Annotated in this window: 25 protein-coding genes; 10 read left to right on the top strand and 15 right to left on the bottom strand. The window is 64.2% G+C overall.

The features are described from left to right. The 3 genes from LB572_RS25520 to betI are packed head-to-tail and all read right to left on the bottom strand — an operon-like array spanning position 1 to position 3,124. The gene (locus tag LB572_RS25520; RefSeq protein WP_181179898.1) at positions 1 to 1,011 is read right to left on the bottom strand and encodes a threonine/serine dehydratase; all 1,011 of its coding nucleotides are present in this window, start codon (positions 1,009 to 1,011) and stop codon (positions 1 to 3) included. Further along, the gene (betC, locus tag LB572_RS25515; protein WP_224669680.1) at positions 1,008 to 2,537 is read right to left on the bottom strand and encodes a choline-sulfatase; all 1,530 of its coding nucleotides are present in this window, start codon (positions 2,535 to 2,537) and stop codon (positions 1,008 to 1,010) included. The genes LB572_RS25520 and betC overlap by 4 nt, the downstream gene beginning before the upstream one ends. Next, positions 2,534 to 3,124 (bottom strand): transcriptional regulator BetI, encoded by a 591-nt coding sequence (gene betI / locus LB572_RS25510; protein WP_224669679.1) that lies wholly within the window; start codon positions 3,122 to 3,124, stop codon positions 2,534 to 2,536. Before betI ends, betC begins: the two co-directional genes overlap by 4 nt. Positions 3,125 to 3,405: 281 nt before the next feature. Here betI and LB572_RS25505 point away from each other — a divergent pair, with 281 nt between their 5' ends. Beyond that, entirely contained in the window at positions 3,406 to 4,572 is a 1,167-nt protein-coding gene (locus LB572_RS25505) for an acetyl-CoA acetyltransferase (protein ID WP_224669678.1), read from the top strand. Between the two features lie 150 nt (positions 4,573 to 4,722). Then, positions 4,723 to 5,727 carry an asparaginase gene (locus LB572_RS25500; protein WP_224669677.1) on the top strand — a complete coding sequence of 335 codons (1,005 nt, stop codon included), beginning with the start codon at positions 4,723 to 4,725 and terminating at the stop codon, positions 5,725 to 5,727. A gap of 87 nt (positions 5,728 to 5,814) precedes the next feature. Here the strand turns inward: LB572_RS25500 and LB572_RS25495 are convergent, their stop codons facing one another. Both LB572_RS25495 and LB572_RS25490 read right to left on the bottom strand, forming a co-directional pair. Further along, positions 5,815 to 6,300, bottom strand: a complete 486-nt coding sequence (locus LB572_RS25495; protein WP_224669676.1) for a GNAT family N-acetyltransferase — start codon at positions 6,298 to 6,300, stop codon at positions 5,815 to 5,817. After that, the gene (locus tag LB572_RS25490; RefSeq protein ID WP_140806824.1) at positions 6,300 to 6,581 is read right to left on the bottom strand and encodes a DUF1778 domain-containing protein; all 282 of its coding nucleotides are present in this window, start codon (positions 6,579 to 6,581) and stop codon (positions 6,300 to 6,302) included. Before LB572_RS25490 ends, LB572_RS25495 begins: the two co-directional genes overlap by 1 nt. Positions 6,582 to 6,759: 178 nt before the next feature. On the opposite strand from LB572_RS25490, the gene LB572_RS25485 reads away from it, so the two are divergent. After that, the gene (locus tag LB572_RS25485; protein WP_140806825.1) at positions 6,760 to 7,572 is read left to right on the top strand and encodes a class I SAM-dependent methyltransferase; all 813 of its coding nucleotides are present in this window, start codon (positions 6,760 to 6,762) and stop codon (positions 7,570 to 7,572) included. Here LB572_RS25485 and LB572_RS25480 read toward each other — a convergent pair. Next, positions 7,569 to 8,945, bottom strand: coding sequence for a TIGR03808 family TAT-translocated repetitive protein (locus LB572_RS25480; protein WP_140806826.1), 1,377 nt, complete (start codon positions 8,943 to 8,945; stop codon positions 7,569 to 7,571). The two genes, LB572_RS25485 and LB572_RS25480, sit on opposite strands and share 4 nt — an antisense overlap. Positions 8,946 to 9,051: 106 nt before the next feature. Between LB572_RS25480 and greA the strand changes: the two genes are divergently transcribed. Further along, complete coding sequence (gene greA, locus LB572_RS25475) at positions 9,052 to 9,534, top strand: transcription elongation factor GreA (protein ID WP_140806827.1); 483 nt, start codon at positions 9,052 to 9,054, stop codon at positions 9,532 to 9,534. Here greA and LB572_RS25470 read toward each other — a convergent pair. The 4 genes from LB572_RS25470 to LB572_RS25455 form a co-directional block, all read right to left on the bottom strand. Then, the gene (locus LB572_RS25470; protein WP_224669675.1) at positions 9,531 to 9,920 is read right to left on the bottom strand and encodes a type II toxin-antitoxin system death-on-curing family toxin; all 390 of its coding nucleotides are present in this window, start codon (positions 9,918 to 9,920) and stop codon (positions 9,531 to 9,533) included. The genes greA and LB572_RS25470 overlap by 4 nt on opposite strands. Beyond that, positions 9,917 to 10,138: an AbrB/MazE/SpoVT family DNA-binding domain-containing protein gene (locus LB572_RS25465; RefSeq protein WP_042641941.1), complete on the bottom strand. Its 222-nt coding sequence runs from the start codon at positions 10,136 to 10,138 to the stop codon at positions 9,917 to 9,919. Before LB572_RS25465 ends, LB572_RS25470 begins: the two co-directional genes overlap by 4 nt. Before the next feature lie 71 nt (positions 10,139 to 10,209). Next, positions 10,210 to 12,333, bottom strand: a complete 2,124-nt coding sequence (gene scpA / locus LB572_RS25460) for a methylmalonyl-CoA mutase (RefSeq protein WP_224669674.1) — start codon at positions 12,331 to 12,333, stop codon at positions 10,210 to 10,212. Next, positions 12,330 to 13,772 (bottom strand): methylmalonyl-CoA mutase subunit beta, encoded by a 1,443-nt coding sequence (locus LB572_RS25455; protein ID WP_224669673.1) that lies wholly within the window; start codon positions 13,770 to 13,772, stop codon positions 12,330 to 12,332. The genes scpA and LB572_RS25455 overlap by 4 nt, the downstream gene beginning before the upstream one ends. Before the next feature lie 251 nt (positions 13,773 to 14,023). Between LB572_RS25455 and LB572_RS25450 the strand changes: the two genes are divergently transcribed. Further along, positions 14,024 to 15,547, top strand: a complete 1,524-nt coding sequence (locus LB572_RS25450) for a helicase HerA-like C-terminal domain-containing protein (protein WP_140806832.1) — start codon at positions 14,024 to 14,026, stop codon at positions 15,545 to 15,547. A gap of 138 nt (positions 15,548 to 15,685) precedes the next feature. On the opposite strand, the gene LB572_RS25445 is transcribed toward LB572_RS25450, so the two are convergent. The 3 genes from LB572_RS25445 to LB572_RS25435 all read right to left on the bottom strand — a co-directional run bounded on the left by LB572_RS25445 (position 15,686) and on the right by LB572_RS25435 (position 18,051). Further along, positions 15,686 to 16,522, bottom strand: a complete 837-nt coding sequence (locus LB572_RS25445) for a 3-keto-5-aminohexanoate cleavage protein (RefSeq protein ID WP_224669672.1) — start codon at positions 16,520 to 16,522, stop codon at positions 15,686 to 15,688. Between the two features lie 156 nt (positions 16,523 to 16,678). After that, the gene (locus LB572_RS25440; protein WP_224669671.1) at positions 16,679 to 17,329 is read right to left on the bottom strand and encodes a LysE family translocator; all 651 of its coding nucleotides are present in this window, start codon (positions 17,327 to 17,329) and stop codon (positions 16,679 to 16,681) included. 98 nt (positions 17,330 to 17,427) lie between these two features. Further along, positions 17,428 to 18,051, bottom strand: coding sequence for an FMN-binding negative transcriptional regulator (locus LB572_RS25435; protein WP_224669670.1), 624 nt, complete (start codon positions 18,049 to 18,051; stop codon positions 17,428 to 17,430). 76 nt (positions 18,052 to 18,127) lie between these two features. Here LB572_RS25435 and LB572_RS25430 point away from each other — a divergent pair, with 76 nt between their 5' ends. Next, a complete protein-coding gene (locus tag LB572_RS25430; protein ID WP_224669669.1) occupies positions 18,128 to 19,570 on the top strand; it encodes a PLP-dependent aminotransferase family protein in 1,443 nt (480 codons plus the stop codon). On the opposite strand, the gene LB572_RS25425 is transcribed toward LB572_RS25430, so the two are convergent. Both LB572_RS25425 and LB572_RS25420 read right to left on the bottom strand, forming a co-directional pair. Next, on the bottom strand, positions 19,567 to 20,394 hold the full coding sequence (locus LB572_RS25425; RefSeq protein ID WP_140806836.1) for a L,D-transpeptidase: 828 nt from the start codon (positions 20,392 to 20,394) through the stop codon (positions 19,567 to 19,569). The two genes, LB572_RS25430 and LB572_RS25425, sit on opposite strands and share 4 nt — an antisense overlap. 179 nt (positions 20,395 to 20,573) lie before the next feature. Continuing rightward, positions 20,574 to 21,239, bottom strand: coding sequence for a haloacid dehalogenase type II (locus tag LB572_RS25420; RefSeq protein ID WP_224669668.1), 666 nt, complete (start codon positions 21,237 to 21,239; stop codon positions 20,574 to 20,576). A gap of 151 nt (positions 21,240 to 21,390) precedes the next feature. Here LB572_RS25420 and LB572_RS25415 point away from each other — a divergent pair, with 151 nt between their 5' ends. From LB572_RS25415 to LB572_RS25400, 4 genes are all read left to right on the top strand, one after another. Then, positions 21,391 to 22,269, top strand: coding sequence for a branched-chain amino acid aminotransferase (locus tag LB572_RS25415; RefSeq protein WP_224669667.1), 879 nt, complete (start codon positions 21,391 to 21,393; stop codon positions 22,267 to 22,269). A gap of 211 nt (positions 22,270 to 22,480) precedes the next feature. Next, complete coding sequence (locus tag LB572_RS25410) at positions 22,481 to 23,083, top strand: superoxide dismutase (RefSeq protein WP_140785282.1); 603 nt, start codon at positions 22,481 to 22,483, stop codon at positions 23,081 to 23,083. A gap of 258 nt (positions 23,084 to 23,341) precedes the next feature. Continuing rightward, on the top strand, positions 23,342 to 23,779 hold the full coding sequence (locus LB572_RS25405) for a c-type cytochrome (protein WP_140806839.1): 438 nt from the start codon (positions 23,342 to 23,344) through the stop codon (positions 23,777 to 23,779). Positions 23,780 to 23,789: 10 nt separating this feature from the next. Beyond that, positions 23,790 to 24,734: a cytochrome c gene (locus tag LB572_RS25400; RefSeq protein ID WP_224669666.1), complete on the top strand. Its 945-nt coding sequence runs from the start codon at positions 23,790 to 23,792 to the stop codon at positions 24,732 to 24,734. Positions 24,735 to 24,743 lie beyond the last annotated feature (9 nt).

The raw sequence follows: 24,743 nt of genomic DNA, 5'->3' as shown, positions 1-24,743 counted from the left end.
TCATATGCGCCCATCGTTCATATGTGAGATGAAATCGGCGAGCGAGACATTGCCGCCGGTTGCAATCACAAGGACGGTTTTTCCCGCCACATCCACCTTGCCGCCGAGAAGTGCTGCCAGCGATGCCGCGCCCGAAGGTTCCAGCACCAGCTTCATACGCTCGAAGGCGATCTTCATCGCCCGCCGAACCGAGGCATCGTCGACGGTGACGCCGCGCACGCCGGCGGCACTCACCGCCGCGAACGGCGCGTTGCCGGGCTTGCGCGCCATCAGCCCGTCGCAGATCGATTTTGGCCCGATCGGCATCGTCTCGATCGCGCCATGCGCCAGCGACGAGCCCATGCCGTTGAACCCTTCCGGCTCCACCGCGATAATTTCGGTCTTCGGCGACAGATAGTGGAAGGCGAGCGAGACACCGCCGATCAGCCCGCCGCCACCGACCGAGCAGAACACCAGGTCGGCATGCGCCTTCTTCGTCGCCAACTGGTCGAGCGCCTCAAGCCCCGCGCCGGCCTGGCCCGCGACGATCTCCGGATCGTCGAAAGGATGGAGCAGCGTAAGATGCTCGGTCTCGGCGATCTCCCGCGCTTTGGCGGCGGCGACCTCCTCGCGGGCGCGCTCGCCATGGTCTGTCAGCACCACCCGCGCACCATAACCGGCCGTCGCATCGCGCTTGGCGGCGGGTGCGTCGATCGGCATGACGATGGTGACCGGAATGCCCAGCGCCTGGCCGGCGGCCGCCAGCCCCTGCGCGAAATTGCCGGAGGAATACGCCACCACGCCCTTTTTCGCCTCATCCGGCGAAAGTCGGCTCAGCCGCCAATAGGCGCCGCGAACCTTGAAGGAGCCCGCCCATTGCAGCGACTCCGGCTTGACGAAGACGCGCGCCGCGCCGGTCTCCCTGGCTAAAGCCGCCGACTCCAGGAGCGGCGTCACCTGCGTGGCCGCCGCGGTGACGGCATAGGCCTGCTTCAGATGATCAAGTGTAGGGATGAGAATGTCTGCCATCATTCGCCTCTCGGATACCGTTTGCTCTCTTCGAGATTGTCGAGGTTCATGTGATTGCGCATGTAGCGTTCCGACGCCTTTTGCAGCGGCTGGAAATCCCAGGGATAGTAGGCGCCGTTGCGCAGCGCCGGGTAGACGACCCAGCGGCGCGCCTGGCTTTCTCGCACGGCGGCGTCGAAGCTCGCCATGTCCCAGCGGGCCCTGACTTTTTCCATGAATGCCGCCACCAGGGCAGCGTTCGCCGGATCTTCAGCCAGGTTGTCGCGCTCGAGCGGATCGGCTTCGAGATCGAACAGTTGCGGCGCGTCGAGTTCGCAATGGACGAACTTGTATTTGCCGTCGCGGATGGCGACCAGCGGCGCGTATGAGCCTTCGGCCGCATACTCGATCAACACCGGCGCCGTGCGCGCCTTGCCGTCGAGCAACGGCAGCAGCGATTGGCCATCGGTCCAAGGCGCGATTGCAGCGATATCGATGCCGGCGAGGTCGCAGAGCGTTGGCGTCACGTCGAGATTGGAGACTGGCGCCTCGATGAGGCCGGCAGGCACGCCCTTGCCGGCGATCATCAGCGGCACCCGCGCCGAACCCTCGAAGAAGCTCATCTTGAACCACAGGCCACGCTCGCCCAGCATGTCGCCGTGATCCGAGCAGAACAGGATGACGGTGTCGTCGAGCATGCGGGTGCGCTTGAGGACGTCCAGAAGCTCGCCGAGCTTGTCGTCGACATAGGAAATGTTGGCGAAATAGCCGCGCCGCGAACGGCGCACCTGTTCAGGCGTGATCTCGAAGGATTGATAGTCGCTGGCGCGGTAGAGCCGCTGCGAATGCGCATCCTGCTCGTCATACGGGATGAACGGTGTTTCCGGATCGAGCGCCTGGCAGTGCTCATAGAGGTCCCAGTACTGCTTGCGCGCGACATAGGGGTCGTGGGGGTGCGACAGCGAGACGGTGAGGCACCAGGGCCGACGGCCCGCATCGTCCTGTTCGCGCGAAAGCTGGTAGAGCTTCTGCGTGGCCAGGAATACGACCTCGTCGTCATACTCCATCTGGTTGGTGGTCTCGGCGACGCCGGCGCCGGTGACAGAACCCAGATTGTGGTACCACCATTCGATGCGCTCGCCAGGCTTGCGGTAGTCCGGCGTCCAGCCGAAATCGGCCGGGTAGATGTCGGTGGTCAGCCGCTCCTCGAAACCATGCAACTGGTCGGGACCGACGAAATGCATCTTGCCGGACAGGCAGGTGTAGTAGCCGGCGGCGCGCAGATGGTGGGCGAAGGTCGGAATGGAAGAAGTGAACTCGGCGGCGTTGTCGTAGACCCCGGTGCGCGACGGCAGTTGCCCACTCATGAACGAGGCGCGGCCCGGGGCGCAGAGCGGCGAGGCGGTGTAATTGTTGGCGAAGCGCGCCGAGCTCGCGGCAAGCGCCTTCAGGTGCGGCGCATGCAGGAAGTCGGCCGGGCCGTCCGGAAAGAACGTGCCGTTGAGCTGATCGACCATGACGATCAGGAAATTGGGTCGCCGGGTGGTCAAGGCAGGCTCCGTCCGTTGAGCTTGGTTTCGAGATAGTCTTCCACGAGCGTGATCGCGGTCTGCGCGTCGGGCACGCCGTCCTTCAGCGCGCGGCGGATGTAGAGCCCGTCGATCAGCGCCGCGGTCGCTTCCGCCACGCGGTCGGCCTCGGTCCGAGGCAGGATACCGGTCAGCCCGCTCATCAGGTTCGAATGCAGCCGCCGCGCATAGATGCGCAGCAGCCGCCGCAACTCGGTCGATTTCTGCGCCTCGACATAGAAGGCGAGCCAGGCGGCGATGATCTGAGGCTGGAACTGGTCGTCGGAAAAGCTGACGGCGACGACCACCGAGACGCGCTGGCGCGGCGTCACGGCAAGGCCGAACGCGCGCCTCGTGTCGGTGTTGAGCTCGGCGAGGATGTGCCGCATCGTCGCGAACAGCAGCTCGTCCTTGGCTCCGAAATAGTGATGCGCCAGCGCCGACGACACGCCGGCGCGGCCGGCGATCTCCGACATCGTCACGTCCAGCGATCCGCGCTCGCCGATCGCCGAGATCGTCGCATCGATCAGCGCCTTGCGGCGCACTGGCTCCATTCCAATTTTCGGCATTTGGGATCCGGTTCTGAAGAGAGATTATTTTTTATTGACGCGTCAATCAATAAAAAATCGACACTGAGATCAACCGATCGTGTCGTTCTGGACCATGGCAGGGGCTGGAAAACGGTTCACTATTGAACAATATTGAATCACGTGCCGCGAAGGATCGTGCTAGCGTGGGTTGAGGTTCAGGTCAGGCCGCGCCGAGAATGGCGATTTTCGAGAACCCATTCGCAGGCCGGCATCACCTGAAGATCAACATACGCTGGGCTCGGCGGCAAATGGAGGCTGTTATGACCGCATGCATCGTCGGCTGGGCACATTCGCGCTTCGGCAAGCTTGAAGGCGAGACGCTCGAGGGCCTGATCACCAAGGTTGCCGTCGAGGCGCTCGACCATGCCGGCATCGGCCCGGACGACGTCGACGAGATCGTGCTCGGCCATTTCAACGCCGGCTTCTCGCCGCAGGATTTCACCGCGAGCCTTGTGCTGCAGGCCGATGACCGGCTGCGCTTCAAGCCGGCGACCCGGGTCGAGAACGCCTGCGCCACCGGCTCGGCCGCCGTCCGGCAGGGCATCCGCGCGATCGACGCCAACGCCGCCCGCATCGTGCTGGTGGTCGGCGCCGAGCAGATGACGACCACGCCCGGTCCTGAGATCGGCAAGAACCTGCTCAAGGCTTCCTACCTGCCGGAAGATGGCGAGACCCCGGCCGGCTTCGCCGGCGTCTTCGGCAAGATCGCACAGGCCTATTTCCAGCGTTACGGCGACCAGTCGGACGCGCTGGCCATGATCGCGGCCAAGAACCACCGAAATGGCGTCGAAAATCCCTATGCGCAGATGCGCAAGGATTTCGGCTATGAGTTCTGCCGCCAGGAAAGCGAGAAGAACCCGTTCGTCGCCGGTCCGCTGAAGCGCACCGACTGTTCGCTGGTCTCCGACGGCGCCGCGGCGCTCATTCTCACCGACACCGCGACGGCACTGAAGATGCGCCGCGCCGTGACCTTCCGCGCCAACGAGCATGTGCAGGACTTCCTGCCGATGTCGAAGCGCGACATCCTCTCCTTCGAGGGCTGCGAGCGCGCCTGGGAGCAGGCGCTGAAGAAGGCCGGCGTCACGCTCGACGACCTTTCCTTCGTCGAGACGCATGACTGCTTCACCATCGCCGAACTGATCGAATATGAGGCGATGGGCCTGGCCAAGCCAGGCGAGGGCGCCAGGCTGGCGCTGGACGGCACGACGGCCAAGGACGGCCGCCTGCCGGTCAATCCGTCTGGCGGCCTGAAGGCCAAGGGCCATCCGATCGGCGCCACCGGTGTGTCGATGCATGTGCTGACCGCCATGCAGCTGATGGGCGAGGCCGGCGGCATCCAGGTGCCGGGCGCCAAGCTCGGCGGCATCTTCAACATGGGTGGCGCGGCTGTGGCCAACTACGTTTCCATTCTCGACAGGATTCGCTAGAAGCGGCCCGCATTAATGCATGTCGCCCAGAACTGCGCAGCGGTTCTGGGCGACATGCATCAAAACAAAGGCTTAAAGCGCGCCTCTGAATCCGTTTCAGCGCGGCGCGCTTTAAGCGGCGCACCTTGGAGCGCGCATGCGGGAGGCGACATGACAAATCCGGTTCTGGTCGAAGTCACGCGCGGTGCGGTGGTGGAAAGCGCGCATCGCGGCGCGGTTTCCGTCTTCGACGCCGACGGCAAGCCTGTCTGGGAGATCGGCGACACGGAACGCCCGGTCTTCCCGCGCTCCGCGGTGAAGGCGATCCAGGCATTGCCGCTGGTCGAAAGCGGTGCCGCCGATGCCTATGGCTTCAGGAACCGCGAACTGGCATTGGCCTGCGCCTCGCATTCGGGCGAGCCGGCCCATGTCGAACTGGCTGCCGCGATGCTGGCCAAGGCCGGTCTCGATAAGACCGCGCTGGAATGCGGCGTGCATTGGCCATCGAACCATGCCGCCGAGATCGCGCTTTCCCGCGCCGGCGGCGCGCCGAATGCTTTGCACAACAACTGCTCCGGCAAGCATTCCGGCTTCCTTTGCACCTGCGTGCATGCCGGCATCGCGCACGCTGGTTATGTCAGGGCAGGTCATGCGCAGCAGGAGATGGTGCGCGACGCCATGCAATCCGTGACGGGCGCGGCGCACAGCGTCGACCACAGCGGCACGGACGGCTGCTCGATCCCCACTTATGCCGTGCCCCTGAAAAGCTTCGCCCAGGGCTTTGCCCGCATGGCGACGGGCAGGGGCTTTGCGCCCGAGCGCGCCAAGGCGGCGAAGCGGCTGCTCTCGGCTTGCATGGCCGAGCCGTTCCTCGTCGCCGGCACCGGCAAGGCCGATGTCGCGCTGATGCAGGCCGCGCCCGGCCGCATCTTTGTCAAGACCGGCGCCGAAGGCGTCTATTGCGCGGCATTGCCCGAACTTGGCCTCGGCATCGCCTTGAAATGCGATGACGGCGCCGGCAGGGCGGCGGAAGTGATGATCGCCGCGGTGCTGGCAAAGCTGTTGCGCGGCGATGAACCGCTTGCGGCAAAGCTCACCGAGCTCGCCCATCCCGCAATCGAAAGCCGCATAGGGGCCAAGGTAGGCTTGCTGCGGCCGACGGCGGCGCTCAACTAGAGCATGATCCCGAAAAGTGGGAGCCGGTTTTCGGAAAAGATCATGCTCCAACAAAAAACTAGGTCAGGGTAACGATTCAACGAATCGTCATCCTGACTTAGCCGTCTTCAGCGATAGAACCAAAGTCATCGGATTTTTTGGCGAAGCCTGGAAGCCATAGCGCTCATAAAACGCTTTGGCCTCATCCGATATCGCATGAACCAGGAGGCCGCGAATGCCGAGAATGGCCGCCGCTTGACCGGTCCGCAGCACCGCGTCCTGTAGCAGGGCGACGCCCAGGCCCTTGCCTTGCCAGCTTGCATCGACGGCTAGCCGGCCAAGTACAGCCATGGGCACGGGACCGGGCATGTTGCGGCGGATCGAACCGGGAGCATCCGCCAGATCAAGTCTGCCTGATGAAAGGCAATAATAACCGACGACGCGCGTGCTTTCCGCAATCACATAGGTTCTGGACGCGCCGCTGACCTGGTTGGCGCGCGCCCGCCGTCGAAGCCATTGATCCAGGCTGTCGGTTCCGCTTTGAAAAAGATCGAGTTCGTGACTATCGGCAAGAAGGATTGGCGCCGAAAGCATCAGTCCCGCCAGGGTTTGGGCGCATTCATCAGGCGGGCAAATCCTTCGCCGCTCGGTGGCTGGTCGAGGATATCGAGATAATGCTGATAGCTCTCGGCATCGACCTTGACGAGCGTCTGGTCGAGCAGCGTGTCTTCCGCCGCGCGGTAAGCTGCGTCGATCATGAAGTCGGAGCGGGTCTTGCCGCGTATCTTCGCGGCGCGGTCGATCAGGCTGCGGACATCCTCGCGGATGCGTAGATTGACAGGCTTGGCGTGGCTGTCCTGGTTTTTCGTAGCCATGGCGATGAATCCTTCCATCACCATATAGCATTTTTGCATACACAATGTGTATCTAAATCTAAGGCTGTCAGGTTTGGCCGCCGGACAGCCCGAAAAAAGCTGCCCACGGCAAAATTGAACAGCAACGAGTTCATTTTTTTTTGCTAGTCTACCAGCATCGATCGGACGGTGGGTAGCCATGCTGGAAGCGGACAAGGTGTTTGCCGGGTCGATCCCGGAAAATTACGATCGCCACATGGTGCCGCTGATTTTCGACGCCTATGCCGCCGAGACCGCACGCCGGGCCGCGTCCTTCTCGCCCCTGGCCATCTTGGAGACCGCCGCGGGCACCGGGGCCGTGACCCGCGCGTTGGCGCCACAGCTTTCTCACCGCGCCAGCTACACCGTAACCGACCTCAATCAGCCGATGCTCGACTACGCGGCTTCTCGCCAGGGGCCCGACAGCCGCATCGCATGGCACCAGGCGGATGCCCTGAAGCTGCCCTTCGACGATGCGGCCTTCGACCTCGTCTGCTGTCAGTTCGGCGCCATGTTCTTTCCCGACCGTGCCGCCGCCTATCGTGAGGCAAAACGGGTCCTGAAGCCAAGCGGACATTTCCTGTTCAGTGTCTGGGATCGCATCGAGGAGAACATATTCGCCGACGACGTGACGAACGCTCTGGCAACGATCTTTCCGCACGATCCGCCGCGCTTCCTGGCGCGCACGCCGCATGGCTATCACGACAAGGACCTGATCCGTAGCGATCTGGCTGCCGCGGCCTTCTCAGATGTGGCGATCGATACCGTGGCCGAGCAGAGCCGCGCATCCTCGCCGCGTGTTCCAGCCGTCGCCTATTGCCAGGGAACCCTGCTTCGCAATGAGATCGAGGCCAGGGAGGCCGGACGACTGGCGTCCGCGACCGACTACGCCGAATCCGTGATCGCGGGCAAGCATGGCCGCGGCGAGGTGGCCGCCAAGATCCAGGCCCACATTGTCGTGGCCGCGGCTTAACTTACCTTGTTGCGCTCGACCGTGAGATGCGCGTAGCCGGTATCCGTTGACTGGGAAAGGTCGCTGGTCACCGGATCGGCCCAGCGCTGGCCGATGATGGCGCCGTTTTTCGCACCGTCGATGACGTTGTCCGAGATGACCGCGGTGCCGGAGCCTTCGACGACCGAAACGACGATGCCGGTGCCGGCCTTGCGGATAATGTTCCCCGTCGCCACGACATTGCGCAGATAAGGGCCCCAGCCGAGCTGCATGCCATAGAGCGGCGCGTTCTCGACCACATTGCCCGAGACCGTCGTGTCGGCCTCGGCGCTGATGCCGACGCCGAAGCCGGGCGGATCGGCAGTGTAGGGGCCAATGGTCGAGAGGTTACGCACGATGTTGTTCGAGCAGACGGCCATGCGGCCGCCTTCGTTGAAATTGACGATCGATATGCCGTTGGCCGCGCCGTCGACCAGATTGTTGCTGAGGATCGCGCCTTCGAAGGAGAATTCCGAATAGATCCCGGTCTCGCCGGAGCGCGAGCAGGTGTTGCCGGTGATCTGCAGATTGCTGGCGCTGTTGGCGCGGACTGCGGTGAAGGCGCAGTCTGAGACGACGTTGCCCGAGATGATGACGTTGCCGGCGCGGAAGGCGTTGATGCCGTTGCCGTTCTGGCCGGTGCCGCCGCTTCTTGCGCCGATCCTCTGGACACGGTTGCCGCTGACGATGGTGCCATCCTCCGCCGCCTGCCAGCGATGCACCAGGATGCCGCCATTGGCGCAGTCAGAAACGGTGTTGCCGGAAATCTCCAGCCCGCCGGCCTCGACCGAATAGATGCCGGCATCCGCAGCACCCGAAATATCGGAGCGGCCGACACGGCCGGCGGCATGTTCGAGCGCCAGCCCGTTCTTGCCGCTGCCTGTCACCTGGCAATTGTCGATGACGAGATGGCCGACGCGGCGCAGGTCGAGCAGCCCCTGGGTGTAGTCGGCCAGCCAGCGGTTGGCGCCGTCGAGCACCAGGCCGCTGAGCTCGATATGTTCGGCCTGCTCGGCCATCATCAGGTGACCGTTGCCGCCATAGACGATGCGCGTCGCGCCGGGCACGCCCGACAGGCGCACGCGGGCAGGCAGCTTGAGGTTCGAGACGAGATAGGTGCCGGGCGGCAGGAACACCGGCTGGTCGCGGTCGCTGGCCGCTGCCAGCATCTTGGCGAAAGCCTTGCTCTGGTCGTCGACAGCGCCCGGCTGCACGCCGATCTCCGTGGCATTGATCGAGCCGCGCATCGCGGCCATCTCGATGCCCGGCAGTGACTTTGCCGCTGCCTTGCCGGCGAAGACGCCGGCGACGGCGAAGCCGGCGGTCCGGGCAAGCAGCGTTCGTCTGTTCAACATCGGCACAGGTCCTGGCGTTTCGCCCTGTCTGTCGCAGGAATCGTGCCAAGGTGAGCTGATCGGCAAACCGCTTGTGCAGTCGCCTCGCTAAGCCTAAGTTTACTTTATGAGCAGAGCTTTTACCCGCGAAGAAGACAGCGAAAACGCCATTGCCGGCGTCGGCGAACGTCCAGTCAGCACGCACCGCAATCTGGTGACGGAGCGCGGCCTGGCGATGATCGAGGACAATCTCGCCGACCTGCGTGATATATTGGGCAAGGCGGAAAAGAAGGGCGACCGCGAGCGCATCGCAGTGGTTTCCCGCGACCTGCGCTACTGGACCGCGCGGCGCGAGAACGCCGAGCTTTCCGTGCCGGAGCCCGGCAGCGACGTGGTGCGCTTCGGCATGGGTGTCACGCTGGAAGGCGACGACGGCAAGAAGGTGCATTGGCGCATCGTCGGCGAGGACGAAGCCGATCCGTCGAAGGGCAGCATTTCCCATGTCTCGCCGATGGCCGTGGCGCTGTTCGGCAAGAAGGTCGGCGAGGTCGTCAAGGTCAACGGCAAGGAATGGGAAATCGTCAAGCTCTCGGACAAGGCCGAGAGTTAGTCTTCTAGCTTTGCAGTGTGGTCGCGGAAGAATGCTGCGGCACCTGCCTCATCGATTTCGCCGGCTGCGACCCCCATGACGAATTCATAGATCGTACCGTTGTCGGCTGTGAGCCCGTAGCCATTGATGATCAGGAATGCACCGGCCGCGACCATGGCCGTGCGCTTGTTACCGTCGACGAATGCATGGTTCCTCGCGATGCCGAAGATGTAGGCTGCTGCCAGATCTTCGATAGACGGATCACCGTAATTGGCCTTGTTCTCAGCACGGGCGAGGGCGGATTCGAGAGCGTTCTCATCTCTCAACCCCTGCGCACCGCCATGCCGGCGCAACTGCTCGGCATGCATTGCCTCGACGGCGCGGCGCGACAGAAACTGCCAGCTCATTCAGCGAGCTTCTGAAGCGCGACTTTGTACTTGTCCATGACCTTACGGGCAGCTTCCATCTGCCGCTCGAAACTGTCATCGACCGGCTCAAGGGCGATGCCCTTGTCGGTCTCGACGATTTGAAGCTGGTCACCCGCCTTCATGTTCATGCGATCGAGGAGTTCCTTCGGCAGTATCACGCCCTCGGAATTGCCGATCTTGCGAATGGTGGTGTTCATGACGGAATATCCTGTTGCAACGCAAATTATAACGTCAAGCGCCAAATGTTGCAACAGCGATTATAACGGCGCTAACTCTCAGCCAGCAACCGGTCCATCAGCCGGTTCGCGGCTTCCGGTATCACCGTTCCCGGCGGGAAGATTTCCGCCGCGCCAGCCGCCAGCACCGCGTCATAATCCTGCGGCGGGATGACGCCACCGGCGACGATCAGCATGTCGGCATGGCCGAGCTTCTTCAGCGCGTTCCTGAGCTCGGGGATCAGCGTCAGATGACCGGCTGCCAGCGATGACGCGCCGATGATGTCGACGTCGTGCTGCACCGCGAGCCTGGCGATCTCGTCCGGCGTCTGGAACATCGGCCCGACGGTCACGTCGAAGCCGAGATCGGCAAAAGCGCTGGCGATTACCTTCTGGCCGCGGTCGTGGCCGTCCTGGCCCATCTTGGCGACCAGGATGCGCGGCTTGCCGCCGGATTTCTTCTCGAACGCTTCGATCTTCTGTTGCAGAGGGTCGAGCGCCGGGTTGTCGCCAAGCGCGTCGCGATAGACGCCGGAGATCGTCTGCACCGCCGCCGTGTGGCGGCCGAACACTTTTTCCAGCGCCAGCGAAATCTCGCCCACGGTGGCGTTGGCGCGCGCGGCGCGGATCGCGAATTCGAGCAGGTTCTCGTCGCCCTCGGCGGCACGGGTCAGCGCCGCCAGCGCGTCCTCCAGGGCCGCGACGTCGCGCGTGCCTTTGAGCCGCTGCAGCTTCGCCAATTGCCTGGCCTTCACCTCGGCATTGTCGATCTTCAAGACATCGACCTCGATGTCCGTCTGCGGCCGGTGCGCGTTGACGCCGACCAGAATTTGCTCGCCGGAATCGATGCGCGCCTGGGTGCGCGCGGCCGCTTCCTCGATGCGAAGCTTCGGAATGCCTTTCTCGATCGCCGCCGCCATGCCGCCGAGGCTTTCGACCTCTTCGATATGGGCGAGCGCGCGCGCCGCCAGATCATGCGTCAGCCGCTCGACATAGGCCGAGCCGCCCCACGGATCGATCATGCGCGTCGTGCCGGATTCCTTCTGCAGGATGAGCTGCGTGTTGCGCGCGATCCGCGCCGAATGGTCGGTCGGCAGCGCCATCGCCTCGTCGAAGGAATTGGTGTGCAGCGACTGCGTGTGCCCCTGCGTCGCCGCCATCGCTTCGATCATCGTGCGGGTGATGTTGTTGTAGGGGTCCTGCGCCGTCAGCGACCAGCCTGAGGTCTGGCAATGGGTGCGCAGCGACAGTGAGCGTTCGTCCTTCGGCGCGAAATTCTTCTTCATTAGGCTCGACCAGAGCAGCCTTGCGGCCCTGAGCTTGGCGACCTCCATGAAGAAGTTCATGCCGATCGCCCAGAAGAAGGAGAGGCGTGGCGCGAAGCGGTCGATGTCGAGGCCCCCAGCAACGCCGGCGCGCGCATATTCGATGCCGTCGGCGATGGTGTAGGCGAGCTCGAGGTCGGCGGTCGCGCCGGCTTCCTGCATGTGATAGCCGGAGATCGAGATCGAGTTGAATTTCGGCATATGCCTGGAGGTGTAGGCAAAAATGTCCGACACGATCCGCATCGAAGGCTTCGGCGGATAGATGTAGGTGTTGCGGACCATGAACTCCTTCAGAATGTCGTTCTGAATGGTCCCGGCCAGATCCTTCTGCGCGACGCCCTGTTCCTCGGCCGCGACGATGTACAAAGCCATGATCGGCAGCACGGCGCCGTTCATCGTCATCGACACCGTCATCTCGTTTAGCGGAATGCCGTCGAACAGCTGCCGCATGTCGAGGATGGAATCGATCGCCACGCCGGCCATGCCGACATCGCCGGCGACGCGCGGATGGTCGCTGTCATAGCCGCGATGCGTGGCGAGATCGAAGGCCACCGATAGGCCTTTCTGGCCGGCGGCGAGATTGCGCCGGTAGAAGGCGTTGGATTCTTCCGCTGTCGAGAAGCCGGCATACTGCCGGATCGTCCAGGGCTGCTGGACATACATGGTGGGGTAGGGGCCGCGCACGAAAGGCGGCATGCCCGGATAGGTGTCGAGATTGGCGAGCCCCTTGAGGTCGCCTTGCGTGTAGAGATGCTTTACGGCGATGCCTTCCGGCGTCATCCGCTGGCCTTTGAGCTCGACCGGTGCGCGACGCGGCGCCGACCAATCGATCTGGCTGAAATCCGGGATCATGACCCGGCTCCGATCGACTGATCGATGCGCACCGGAAACAGCGGCTCGCAGGTAGCGACACCTTCGGTCAGGGCCGGGCGCCGCTCCTGCGGCAGTGTCTCGACCGGGCGCTCCGTGCCGACGCGGTAAAGCGTCGTGCCGACGATGCCGCGTTCACCCGAACGATAAGCGCCGTTGCGTTTAGCGGCCGCCGTCTGCACGCGATTCTGGATATAGCCCTGCTGCAGGCTGGCGAGCACGCCGCCCTCGGCCTCGATGCGCTGGAATTCCTTCCAGGCGGCAGCGCAGAGATCGTTGGTCAGCGCCTCGACCGCGCCCGAGCCGCTGGCGGGGTCGGCGACATGACCGATATGGCTCTCCTCGGCCATGATAAGCTGCGCGTTGCGGGCGACGCGGCGGGCAAAGCCGGCCGGCAGCCCATGCGCGATGGTGTGCGGCAGGATCGAGATCGAATCGGCGCCGCCGGCTGCCGCGGCGAAGGCTGCGATCGCCGTGCGCAATATGTTGGTCTCCGGGTCGGCCATCGTCATCATGCGGTAGGAGGTCTCGGCATGGATGCTGGCCGTCGAGGCCGGGATCGAGCAGGCTTCCTGGATGCGCGCCCAGAGCTTGCGCAAGGCCCGCACCTTGGCAATCGAGACGAACTGGTCTTGGTCGACGCTGAGCGCGAAGCCGATATGGGGTGCGGCATAGACCAGCGGCTGGCGCGCCTTCTCGAACATCCTGAGATAGGACACGACGGAGGCCATCATCGTGCCGAGCTCTTGCGCCTCGGTGGCGCCGGCATTGTGGAAGACGCGGCCGTCGGCCTCGAGCAGCACGCCCGGCACGCCCATCGAAAAGAAATGCGCCAGCGACTGCGGCATCGATTCCTGCAGCGCCTCGATCGAGGTGCGCAGCCGCCCGGTGCCGGCGAAGATCGCCGCCGGGTCGATGCCGAAGGAGAGGTTGAGCTTGGTCGGATCGGAGCGGCGCTTGCTCAGGAAGGCAAGCAGCCAGTCGGCGACCGCGCGGCTCCAGGGATGCGCGTCGATGCGCACCTGCACGCGGTTGAGCGGCACGCCGTCGAGCACCGCCTCGAGCGCTTCCGCGGTGCGCGGCAGGCCGTAACCGAACGCGTTCGGCGCGCCCTCGAAGACCAGCGACAGGCCGGTGGCGCCTTGGGCGATGTCTTCCAGGGCTTGGGCGCTGGCGCGGGCAATGTCCGGGTCGTCGACGCGCTGGCTGACGACCCAGGGCGCGGTCGGATTTGTGCGCGGCAATGGCTCGGCCGACGTCGAGCGTTGGCTGAGCGGCCCGATGCGGATGCCGTCATCGGTGCGGGAGACGAGCTTTTCCTCGAAGGAACCGCCGGCAAGCGCCTTTTCCGCCAGCGCCTGCCAACGCTTGGCGTCCGGGTTCGGAAGGTCGACATCCCTGGTCAAGGCGCCGGCGCCCATCGCTCTCCTCGCTTCTCGGCCGCATCAGCCGGGTCCAGCCAATCTAAGGTCAGGAACCGGATATCACAATGCGTCATCCGGCCGGGTTCTCCCGCGACCAGCCAATCGATTGCCAAACATGCGCGCAATCCGCAAGCGCCAAAGGCCAAATTCGCCGCGTCTCAAATCGATACTGGGCATTGCCGCATGCGACTGGCGTTACTATACCTCGGGTTGAGGCCTTTGAGCGGAACAGATTGCGGAGACAGGATATGGTTGACGAGACCAGCATCTTCATCGGCGCCAGCCGCAAGTCCGACGATTCCTATCAGCGCGCCGAAGAGCTTTTGCTGCGCTACGGCAACCGCCACGGCCTCGTCACCGGGGCCACGGGCACCGGCAAGACGGTCAGCCTGCAGATCCTGGCCGAGGGCTTTTCGAATGCCGGCGTGCCGGTCTTCTGCGCCGACATCAAGGGCGACCTTTCCGGCATATCCATGATGGGCGAGCCCAAGGATTTCCTGGTCAAGCGCGCCGGGCAGGTGAAGCTCGATCCCTACCAGTTCCAGGAATTTCCGGTCATCTTCTGGGATCTGTTCGGCGAGCAGGGCCACCCGATCCGCGCCACCATTTCCGAGATGGGGCCGCTGCTTTTGTCGCGGCTGATGAACCTCACGGACGCGCAGGAAGGCGTCATGAACATCGCCTTCCGCATCGCCGACGAGGAAGGCCTGCTGTTGCTTGATTTGAAGGACCTGCAGGCGCTGCTTGCCAACATGGCCGATCGCGCCGACCAGCTCAGCGCGCGCTACGGCAATGTCACCAAGCCTTCGGTCGGCGCCATCCAGCGCACGCTCCTGGTGCTCGAGCAGCAGGGTGCCGCCAACTTCTTCGGCGAGCCGGCGCTGCGCATTGCCGACATCATGCGCACGACGCGCGACGGCCGTGGCGCGATCAGCGTTCTGGCCGCCGACAAATTGATGATGAACCCAAGACTCTACGCCACCTTCCTGCTGTGGCTGATGTCCGAGCTGTTCGAGGAGCTGCCTGAAGTCGGCGATCTCGACAAGCCCAAGCTGGTGTTCTTCTTCGACGAGGCGCATCTTTTGTTCGAGGACGCGCCGAAGGTGCTGATCGACCGCGTCGAGCAGGTGGTGCGGCTGATCCGCTCCAAGGGCGTCGGTGTCTATTTCGTCACCCAGAACCCGCTGGATATTCCCGAAAAGGTGTTGGCCCAGCTCGGCAACCGCGTCCAGCACGCGCTGCGCGCCTATACGCCGCGCGAACAGCAGGCGGTGCGTACCGCCGCCGAGACCTTCCGGCCCAATCCCGATTTCGACTGCGCCACCGCCATCACCCAGCTCGCCACCGGCGAGGCGCTGGTCTCGATGCTGGAGGACAAGGGCGTGCCGGCCATGGTGCAGCGCACGCTGATCCGGCCGCCGTCGTCGCGGCTCGGACCGATCACACCCGACGAGCGCCGCAAGATCATCGCCGAGAGCCCGGTCGCCGGCCAGTACGACGAGGCGGTCGACCGCGAATCGGCCTTCGAAATCCTGCAGAAGAAGGCCAAGGAAGCGCAGGACGCCGAGGCGCAGGCAAAGCAGAAGAACAGCGGCGGCTCGCGCTGGACCATTCCTGGTTTCGACGATGTTTTGGGAACGGGCAACCGGCGCTCGTCCAACCGCCAGACCGTGGCCGAAGCCGCCATCAAGTCGGTGGTGCGCTCGGTCGGCTCCTCCGTCGGCCGTGCCATCGTGCGCGGCATCCTGGGGAGTCTGGCCCGGGGGCGGTGAGCTTTCGCCTGGCGGCGTGGCAAGGCTCACACCACTAATGCATGTCGCCCAGAAGTGTGCTCGGTTCTGGGACAACGACATGCATCAAAACAAAGACTTAAAGCGCGTCGCCTGAAATCCGGTTCAGCGCGACGCGCTTTAGGCGGCCCACTGGTTGCGTAGCGCATCGGCGTCGGCGACCGCGAGGCCGCAGGCTTCAAGTGCCCGTCGCGTGGCCGCGATCAAATCCCCGTTCCCCGAGGCCAATGCGCCGCCCGGCAGGAAAAGATTGTTTTCAAATCCGACACGGCAATGCCCGCCGAGTAGCGCGGCGGTCGTGACGCATGCCGTTTCCTGGCTACCGAAGGCGCACACCATCCAGTGACTGGGCGCGACGGGGCCGAGAGCCAAGAACGGCAGCAGGTCGGCGGGGGCAGATGTCTGTCCAACTGTGTGACGGCCGAGCACATAGAGGACTGGCTGATTGTCGAACGGGATCATCCCCCGTCTCGCGAGCGTCGCTAGATACGAGGCCTCTTCCGTCGAATAGAGGATAATCTGTGGTACTACCTTCCGCCGCCGGAGCGTTTCGAGGAACGAGGCGAAACCTGCTTCATGCGTTTGATCGGACACGAACTCGCGCAAAGCGAGCGAGACGGCTTCGGGGCGCGCCTCCAGCACCACCCGCATCTGCTGTTCGGGCCGGTAGATACCCAAGGCCTCGCTGGTGATCTGAACCACGAGCCTCTCGCCGACTTGTGCCCTGATCGCGGTGGCTGCGGCGCGGTAGGCTTGCGCGTCGAGGAGATGGCGGCCGTTGCGGTCGCGGACATGCACGTGGATCATGGCTGCGCCGGCCTCGAGCGAGACCGCCGCGACCCGTGCCAACTCATCGGACGTAATCGGCAACGCCGGATGATCGGCCTTCGTACGCCGGCCGCCACTCGGCGCCACTGCGATCGCGACGGGACCGGAGCGGCCGGAAACTGCTTGCATTGGATTCTACCTGCTCCGCATCTGTACTTCGTGGGTTGCACAACCATAACTATGCCTTGCGCAACATCCACTCCAATGTGAGCGCGTAACGCTTGTCGCCGAGACCAGGCAGAGTTCAAAATGGCAATCAGTCGCCCGCCCTGCGTGGCCGGGCAATCAGAGGGCAGGGCGCTTGGCTATGGCCAGGCCTATGCCGAGCGCGACCATCGCGCCGCCCGACGCCTCCCGCAGGCGGCGGATCACGCCCGAACGCCCGGTTGCGCCTGCCCGGATTCGGCTCGCCGCAAAAGCGACCACGACATCGGCCAGCGTGTTGAGCGTTACCGATATGAAGCCGAGGATCATGAACTGCAGCGCGACGTGGCCGCCGCTGAGGTTCACGAATTGCGGAATGAAGGCCAGGAAGAAGGCGGCCGTCTTCGGGTTCAACGCTTCGACCAGCACCCCCTCGCGAAACGCTCGGGCAGCGCCGAGCGCGGGCGCCGGCACGCCGCCCTCCAGCATTGTTTTTGCATCGCGTCGGGCGGCCTGGAACGTGCGGAAGCCCAACCAGACGAGGTAGACGGCGCCGATCAGCTTCAGCGCCGTGAACAGCTCCGCGCTGGCAAGCACGATTGCCGAGACGCCCAGACTGCCGGCCAGCACATGGACCATGCCGCCCAGCCCCGTTCCGAAGCTGGAGGCAATGCCTTCGCCACGTCCTCCGGCGAGCGTGCGCGCGGCGACATAGAAGATGCCCGGCCCCGGCGTGATGGCAAGCAGGAAAGCCGCGGCGAAATACAAGGCGAATTGGGTCAGGTCCAACATGACGGAGGTCTCTTGAAAGTGCTGGGGCCAGTCTTCACACTGGCCAGACCTCACACTGGCCAGACTTCACACTGGCCAGTCTTCACACTGGCCAGACTTCACACTGGAATGAGCGGCGCGACCTCGCGATCGGATGGCCGCTCGCTCGCCGCCAGGCCGGCGAGCACGCCGGCGCGATCGGCCGCGTTGCGGTTCTGGCTCATCTTGCGCTTGCCTTCGAGCTTGGTGATCGGCATGCGCAGGCCGACAATGCCCTTCAGCTGCGACTGGATGAAATCCGCCGGCGCATCCGACACGGCCCAGGGCGCGGCGCGCTCGCCTTCATGCAGGTTGGTCAGGCGGGTCACGACCTCGAGCAGCCTGTCGGCATCCTCGAAGAATTCGATCGGTCCATGCGCGTGGACGGCGACATAGTTCCAGGTCGGCACCACCTTCCCGGTCTCCTGTTTGGTCTGGTACCAGGACGGCGTCACATAGGCGTCCGGCCCCATGAACATCGCCAGTCCGTTGCCCAGCACTGGCGCGCGCCATTGCGGGTTTGCCTTCGCGACGTGCCCGTAGATCACGCCCTGCTCGCCCTCGTTCTCGTCGAGGAGAAGCGGCAGAGGCGTCGCCAGCGGGCCATCGGCCGTGGCGGTGACCAGGATTGCCAGCCGCGCCGCGTGGATCGTGGCCGTGAGGCTCTCGTGATCGTCGTCGCGAAAGGCAGGTGGTGTGTACATGACAAAACTCCTTGCGTTGCAGGAAAAGATGCCGGATGTCTGGCTTGCTTGGAATATCCAGTTTTGAAAGTTTCTGGTGGTCCAGTTGGAGCAGGACGGCGTCGCGCGCCGGATCATCGCGGCGATCAAGGAGCAGATCCACAGCGGCGCCTATAGGCCCGGCGATCGCCTGCCGTCGACGCGCGCCTTCGCGGCCGAGTGGGGGGCCTCGCGAACCACGGTCACGGGCGCTTATAGCCAGCTCGATGCCGAAGGCTATCTGATCATCCGGCATGGCGCGCGCGCCATCGTTGCTCCCGGGCTGGAGAGGGCATTGGGAGAGGCGACCGTCGCAACCGCTTCGCCGCGCAACCTCTCGGCCTTCGCAAGACGGTTGCTGGCCCTGCCTCGAACCGCAGAAATGCCGCCGGCCAAGCTTGCGGATTTCCGCTATGGCGAACTGTCCGGAGCCGACTTCCCGGTGCTGGCCTGGCGGCGGGCCTCCAACAAGGCCGTGCTGCGACGCCCCGCGCGGCTGCGCTACGGCGACCCGCAGGGGTCTTCCATCCTGCGCAACGCGCTGCAGGCCTATCTCTGGCGCGCGCGCGGCATCAGTTGCACGCAGGAGCAGATCGTCATCGTCAACGGCTCGCAGCAGGGGTTGGACCTCTGCGCGCGGCTGCTGCTCGACCCCGGCGATCCCTTTGTGATCGAAAACCCCGGCTATCCGCTCGCCCGCCATGCCTTCGTGGCCGCGGGAGGCATTGCCGTGCCGGTTCCTGTCGACGCGGATGGGCTAAGGACGGAAAAGCTGCCGGCGGCCCGTCTCGCTTACGTGACGCCTTCGCATCAGTTTCCGCTCGGCAGCGTGCTTTCGGCGACGCGGCGGCGTTCGCTGCTGGCCTGGGCCGCCGGCACGGGAGCCTACATTGTGGAAGACGATTATGACGGCGAATACCGCCACGACATCAGTCCTATCCCGCCGCTGCAGGCGCTCGACGCGGATACCGTCATCTATGTCGGCACGTTGTCCAAGACGCTCTCGCCCACCCTGAGGCTCGGCTACCTCGTCGTCCCCGTCAGCCTGCGCCGGGCATTCAGCGAGGCGAAGCGCCTGACCGACCGGCACGCCCCCATGCTGGAGCAGGACGTGCTGAGCGAGCTGCTGGCAAGCGGCGCCTACGAACGTCATGTCCGCAGCATCCGCAGGAAGAACGCCGAGCGCAGAGACATCCTGCTGCGGGCGTTGAGCGATCGTCTGGGGCCGCAGGTCACGGTCGCGGGAGCCGATACTGGCCTGCATGTCGTTGCCTGGATGAACGGCATCGACGCCGAACGCGAACCGGCGATCATCGCGGCTGCGCGAGACGCCGGGATCGGTCTCTATCCCGTGTCGCCGCTTTATGATCCGAGCGGACCCAGGCCGGAAACGGCCGGGTTTATCCTGGGCTATGCCGGTCTTGATGCGGAGGCGTTGCGACGCGGCGTTGCGGTGCTGGCCACCATATTGGCCAAGCACGCCAATAGATCGGCGTCTTAGAAGATCTCGTTGGTGAGCTTCTTCACCGGGCCGAGCAGGATCGAGCCCGTCGGCACGCCGTTGTCGATCGGGATCGCCTTGCGCTCCGGCATGTCCTCTTCCGGCGCGCCGACATTGGCGGTCACGATGACCGGGGTCTTGGTCGGCACGCGGTCGTAAAGGTCGATGATGTCCTGGTTGATCAGGCGCACGCAGCCGGATGAGACGGACTTGCCGATCGACCACCATTCGGGCGAACCGTGCAGGCGGTAGAGCGTGTCCTGGTTGCCCTGGAAGAGATAGAGCGCACGCGCCCCGAGCGGGTTTTTCAGGCCACCCGGCATGCCGCCATTCTTGGCGCTGTATTGCGTCAGTTCCGGCTGGCGCGCGACCATCTCGTCCGGCGGCGTCCATTTCGGCCATTTCTGCTTCCACTGCACGACCGCGTCGCCCGACCATTCGAAACCGGCGCGGCCGAGGCCGACACCATAGCGGATCGCCTGGCCGCCCTCACGCACCAGGTAGAGGAAGTGGCCGGTGGTATCGACGACGATGGTGCCGGGACGCTGTCCGGTCGGGTCGGGCACGATCTGGCGCAAGAATTTGTGATCGATCTTTCTCACCGGGATGGCCGGCAGGTCGAAGCCGTTGTCGGTGACCGCGGCATACATCGTCTCATAATCGCCGAGCGGCGGCTCGACATAGGTCTGAGGCGGTGGCGTCTGGATGGGCGCGGGGCCTTGATCGCTGGTCGTGGTGCAGGCGGAGACCGCGGCAGAAGCAGCGCCAAGGGCTGTAAGATTGAGGAAGCCACGGCGGCTGATGCGGAAGGAAGCGTCTGACATGGTTGCCTTTTCTAGGTCTTAATTCGCAAGAAAGCATGAATGCGGGGGCACGTCGCCGGCGGCATCCATAACATTCGGCGGTGATAGGCGGTTCCAATTCTGGCCTGACGGTGGACAGAAAAAGGCGAAGCTGTGATCGTGCCACAGCTGTTGCACTGCAGCAACAGCCACTTTGGGGGCTAACCGCCGGCCAGAAGACCCTCGAGCGAGGGCAGGATCAGTGCCGGCGGAAAATCCCGGTATTCGTCGGGCTGGTTGGTGCGGTTGATCCACACCGTGCGGAAACCGAACTTGGCCGCGCCGGCTATGTCCCAGCGGTTCGACGACTGGAACGACACCGCGCCCGGATAAAGCCGCCAGCCGGTGACCACCATGTCGTAGACCGACGGGTCGGTTTTGAACCGCTTGACCGCATCGACCGAGAACACGTCGTCGAGGATCTGGTCGAGCGCCGCGGATTTGACAGCCGCGCCGAGCATTTCGGGCGAGCCGTTGGAGAGGATCGCGAGCTTCGCGCCCGAGGCCTTGATCGCCTTCAGCACGGCGGGCACTTCCGGATAGCAGTCGAGCCGCCAATAGGCCTCGAGCAGTTTCGTCCGCAGCGCCGGGTCGGCTGACGGCACCTTGCGCAACGCGAAGTCGAGCGCCTGCTCGGTCAGTTGCCAGAAATCGGCGTAGGCACCTCCCATCAGCGTCCGTACCCAGGAATATTCGAGCTGCTTGGCACGCCAGATTTCCGACAGCAGCTGTCCGTCCGGGCCGATCTCGCCGGCATGGCGGCGCACGGCCGCATGCACGTCGAACAACGTGCCATAGGCGTCGAAGACATAAGCCGCATGGTGCATGGAAAGAGTTTTGCGGCGGCAAGCCGCGCCGTGCAAGCGCTGATTGCGCCTAAGTGCTGCTGGCCTCAACGATTTTTGTCCATGTCGGTTGACGCCGCCCGCCAAAGCATCGTCCTATGGCGGCCTGAAATCATCGATCTGGACGGCGAACATGACACTGGCGGCGGCGGCGCAAACCGCGACTTGGACCTATGTGGACGGCGACTGGTACGACGGCAATGTCGCGATACTGGGGCCGCGCAGCCATGCCATGTGGCTCGGCACCAGCGTCTTCGACGGCGGCCGCTGGTTCGAAGGCGTCGCGCCCGACCTCGAGCTTCACTCCGCCCGAGTCAACGCTTCCGCGACCGCGCTTGGCTTGAAGCCTTCGATGACGACGGAAGAGATCGTCGGGCTGACCTGGGACGGCCTGAAGAAATTCGACGGCAAGACGGCAGTCTATATCAGGCCGATGTATTGGGCCGAGCATGGCGGCTATATGGGCGTGCCGGCCGATCCGGCCTCGACCCGCTTCTGCCTCTGCCTCTACGAATCGCCGATGATTCCGCCGTCCGGCTTTTCGATCGGCGTCTCGCCGTTCCGGCGCCCGACCATCGAGACCATGCCGACCAACGCCAAGGCCGGCTGCCTCTATCCCAACAACGGCCGGGCCATCCTGGAGGCCAAGAACCGCGGCTTCGACAACGCGCTGGTGCTCGACATGCTGGGCAATGTCGCCGAGACCGGCACCTCCAACATTTTCCTGGTCAAGGACGGTCATGTGATGACGCCTGCTCCGAACGGCACGTTCCTGTCCGGCATCACCCGCTCGCGCACCATCAACCTGCTCGGCGACTACGGTTTCAGGACCACCGAGAAGACGCTGTCGATTCGCGATTTCCTCGAGGCCGACGAGATCTTCTCGACCGGCAACCACTCGAAGGTGGTGCCGATCACCCGCATCGAGAACCGCGACCTGCAGCCCGGACCGGTGGCCAAGAAGGCGCGCGAGCTCTATTGGGAATGGGCGCATTCGACGTCCGCCGCCTGACCCGCCGGAGCGTTTCACCGTTTCACGCGAACGGCGACCCGCTCCATCTCTTTAATTTTGCGCAATTCCGGGCGGAAAACCGTTTCGCACTTTTTTCGGAATTGCTCTAAAAACTCGCTCGGCGCTCCATTCCGGAGTTGCCCCGATCCATTCCAGACCTATCTTAGCTCGGTAGTATCACCGGACTTTTTTCCTCGAGGGAGTACCATCCATGGCTTTTGAATTGCCCGCTTTGCCTTATGACTACGAGGCCCTGCAGCCTTACATGTCGAAGGAGACGCTGGAGTATCACCACGACAAGCACCACAAGGCCTATGTCGACAACGGCAACAAGCTGGCGGCCGAGGCCGGAATGGGCGACCTGTCCGTCGAAGAGGTCGTGAAGCAGTCCTTCGGCAAGAATGCCGGGCTCTTCAACAACGCGGCCCAGCATTACAACCACATCCATTTCTGGAAGTGGATGAAGAAGGGCGGCGGCGGCAACAAGCTGCCGGGCGCGTTGCAGAAGGCCGTCGACAGCGATCTTGGCGGCTACGACAAGTTCAAGGCGGATTTCATCGCCGCCGGCACCACCCAGTTCGGCTCCGGCTGGGCCTGGGTCTCGGTCAAGAACGGCAAGCTGGAAATCTCCAAGACCCCGAACGGCGAGAACCCGCTGGTTCACGGCGGCTCGCCGATCCTCGGCGTCGACGTCTGGGAGCACTCCTATTACATCGACTACCGCAATGCGCGGCCGAAATACCTCGAGGCTTTCGTCGACAGCCTGATCAACTGGGACCATGTCCTGGAGCTGTACGAAAAGGCCAAAGGCTAAGCGATTTTGATGAAAAGCCCCGGTACGCCGGGGCTTTTCATTTTCGGGCGGGAAGAAACTACAAGCCGGCCAGCAAAATCGTCACGGCAAAAAGGGAATAATCCCGCCGCGATGCCCGTTAACGTTCAGAGCAATTCCAGGAAAAGTGTGAAGCGGTTTTCCGTCCGGAATTGCGTCAATAAGGAGATACAGCATTTCACCGTGAAACGGTGAAATGCCTTAGTCGCGAACTCCCTTCATCATCATGGAGCCAATTGAATGAGAAAGCTTGTCATCGCCATCTCTATGCTCGCCTTTGCTGGCTCGGCCGCCTATGCCGACCCGATCAAGGATCGTCAGGCCCTGATGAAGGAACGCGGCAAGCTCGCCGGCCAGATCTCGAAGGTGGTCAAGGGCGAGACGCCTTTCGATGCCGCCGCCGTGCTCGACGCGCTGAAGGCGCTGGAAGCCAACGCCGAGAAGTTCGACGCCGACACGCTGTTCCCTGCCGGCTCCGACAAGGGCGACACCACGGCAGCACCCAAGATTTGGGAAGACATGGCGGGCTTCAAGGCCGCCGAGGACAAGTTCCTGGCCGACGCCAAGGCCGCGGTCGCTTCCCCGCCGGCCGATGTCGACGCGCTGAAGGCGCAGCTCAACACGCTGGGTGGCGATTGCGGCACCTGCCACCAGACCTACCGGATCAAGAAGAGCTGATCGCCTGGCGATGGCCTGGCTGAAGAAGCTCGTCGGCGCCGTCATCGTGCTTGGCGGCGCCGCGGCCGTTGCCGGCTGGGCCCTGTCGGCGCCGGTCAGGCTTGACGCTGCGGCCGTCGCCCAGCTCGGCCCCGGCGACGCTGCCAAGGGCAAGCGCATCTTCTACGCGGGGGGCTGCACCTCCTGCCACGCCAAGCCGGGCGCCCAGGGCGACGCCCGTCTCGAGCTCGTCGGCGGTCTGGAACTGAAGACGCCGTTCGGCACCTTCGTTCCGCCCAATATCTCGCAGGATCAGAAGGACGGCATCGGCGCCTGGAGCGAGGAAGACTTCGCCAACGCCATGCTGAAGGGTGTTTCGCCTTCCGGCGAGCATTTCTACCCGGCCTTTCCCTATGCCTCCTACGCGCGCATGAAGCGGGCCGACATCGCCGACCTCTACGCCTTCATGAAGACGCTGCCGGCGGTAGCCGGCAAGGCGCCGGATCACAAGCTTTCCTTCCCCTTCACCATCCGCCGCGGCATCGGCCTGTGGAAGCGGCTCTACCTCAGCCCCGAACCGGTGATCGCGCTGCCCGACGGCACGCCGGACAAGATGCTGGCCGGCCGCTATTTGGTCGAGGGACCCGGCCATTGCGGCGAATGCCACACGCCGCGCGATTTCGCCGGCGGGGTCAAGAAGGGCGAGTGGCTGGCGGGCGCCGTGGCGGCCGAAGGCTCGGGCATCGTGCCGAACATCACTCTCGGTGGCGGCATGAAAGACTGGTCCGAGGCCGACATCGCCAATTATCTCGAAACCGGCTTCACGCCCGAGTTCGATTCCGTCGGCGGCGCCATGGTCGAGGTGCAGCGCAACATGGCGCAGCTGACCGCCGACGACCGTGCAGCGATCGCCGCTTATCTCAAGGCCGTCCCGCCGCATCCCAACGGCTACCCGGCGCGCAAGCCGGCGAGTTGAGCTGCTTCC

Origin of the sequence: Mesorhizobium sp. BH1-1-5 (genome assembly GCF_020165615.1) — a bacterium.
Classification (GTDB): domain Bacteria; phylum Pseudomonadota; class Alphaproteobacteria; order Rhizobiales; family Rhizobiaceae; genus Mesorhizobium.
The sequence above is the reverse complement of the archived record's forward strand: the minus strand, read 5'-3'. Positions and strand labels throughout refer to the sequence as shown.

Bases quoted from the DNA above. Each gene is read 5' to 3' on its own strand.
- LB572_RS25440 (WP_224669671.1), bottom strand. From the start codon at position 17,329: ATGTTGGACCTGACCCAATTCGCCTTGTATTTCGCCGCGGCTTTCCTG.
- LB572_RS25405 (WP_140806839.1), top strand. From the start codon at position 23,342: ATGAGAAAGCTTGTCATCGCCATCTCTATGCTCGCCTTTGCTGGCTCG.
- LB572_RS25445 (WP_224669672.1), bottom strand. From the start codon at position 16,522: ATGCAAGCAGTTTCCGGCCGCTCCGGTCCCGTCGCGATCGCAGTGGCG.
- LB572_RS25455 (WP_224669673.1), bottom strand. From the start codon at position 13,772: ATGGGCGCCGGCGCCTTGACCAGGGATGTCGACCTTCCGAACCCGGAC.
- scpA (WP_224669674.1), bottom strand. From the start codon at position 12,333: ATGATCCCGGATTTCAGCCAGATCGATTGGTCGGCGCCGCGTCGCGCA.
- LB572_RS25465 (WP_042641941.1), bottom strand. From the start codon at position 10,138: ATGAACACCACCATTCGCAAGATCGGCAATTCCGAGGGCGTGATACTG.
- LB572_RS25400 (WP_224669666.1), top strand. From the start codon at position 23,790: ATGGCCTGGCTGAAGAAGCTCGTCGGCGCCGTCATCGTGCTTGGCGGC.
- LB572_RS25520 (WP_181179898.1), bottom strand. From the start codon at position 1,011: ATGATGGCAGACATTCTCATCCCTACACTTGATCATCTGAAGCAGGCC.
- LB572_RS25480 (WP_140806826.1), bottom strand. From the start codon at position 8,945: ATGTTGAACAGACGAACGCTGCTTGCCCGGACCGCCGGCTTCGCCGTC.
- LB572_RS25505 (WP_224669678.1), top strand. From the start codon at position 3,406: ATGACCGCATGCATCGTCGGCTGGGCACATTCGCGCTTCGGCAAGCTT.
- LB572_RS25485 (WP_140806825.1), top strand. From the start codon at position 6,760: ATGCTGGAAGCGGACAAGGTGTTTGCCGGGTCGATCCCGGAAAATTAC.
- LB572_RS25415 (WP_224669667.1), top strand. From the start codon at position 21,391: ATGACACTGGCGGCGGCGGCGCAAACCGCGACTTGGACCTATGTGGAC.
- LB572_RS25495 (WP_224669676.1), bottom strand. From the start codon at position 6,300: ATGCTTTCGGCGCCAATCCTTCTTGCCGATAGTCACGAACTCGATCTT.
- LB572_RS25470 (WP_224669675.1), bottom strand. From the start codon at position 9,920: ATGAGCTGGCAGTTTCTGTCGCGCCGCGCCGTCGAGGCAATGCATGCC.
- LB572_RS25435 (WP_224669670.1), bottom strand. From the start codon at position 18,051: ATGTACACACCACCTGCCTTTCGCGACGACGATCACGAGAGCCTCACG.
- LB572_RS25425 (WP_140806836.1), bottom strand. From the start codon at position 20,394: ATGTCAGACGCTTCCTTCCGCATCAGCCGCCGTGGCTTCCTCAATCTT.
- greA (WP_140806827.1), top strand. From the start codon at position 9,052: ATGAGCAGAGCTTTTACCCGCGAAGAAGACAGCGAAAACGCCATTGCC.
- LB572_RS25410 (WP_140785282.1), top strand. From the start codon at position 22,481: ATGGCTTTTGAATTGCCCGCTTTGCCTTATGACTACGAGGCCCTGCAG.
- betI (WP_224669679.1), bottom strand. From the start codon at position 3,124: ATGCCGAAAATTGGAATGGAGCCAGTGCGCCGCAAGGCGCTGATCGAT.
- LB572_RS25420 (WP_224669668.1), bottom strand. From the start codon at position 21,239: ATGCACCATGCGGCTTATGTCTTCGACGCCTATGGCACGTTGTTCGAC.
- LB572_RS25450 (WP_140806832.1), top strand. From the start codon at position 14,024: ATGGTTGACGAGACCAGCATCTTCATCGGCGCCAGCCGCAAGTCCGAC.
- LB572_RS25500 (WP_224669677.1), top strand. From the start codon at position 4,723: ATGACAAATCCGGTTCTGGTCGAAGTCACGCGCGGTGCGGTGGTGGAA.
- LB572_RS25490 (WP_140806824.1), bottom strand. From the start codon at position 6,581: ATGGCTACGAAAAACCAGGACAGCCACGCCAAGCCTGTCAATCTACGC.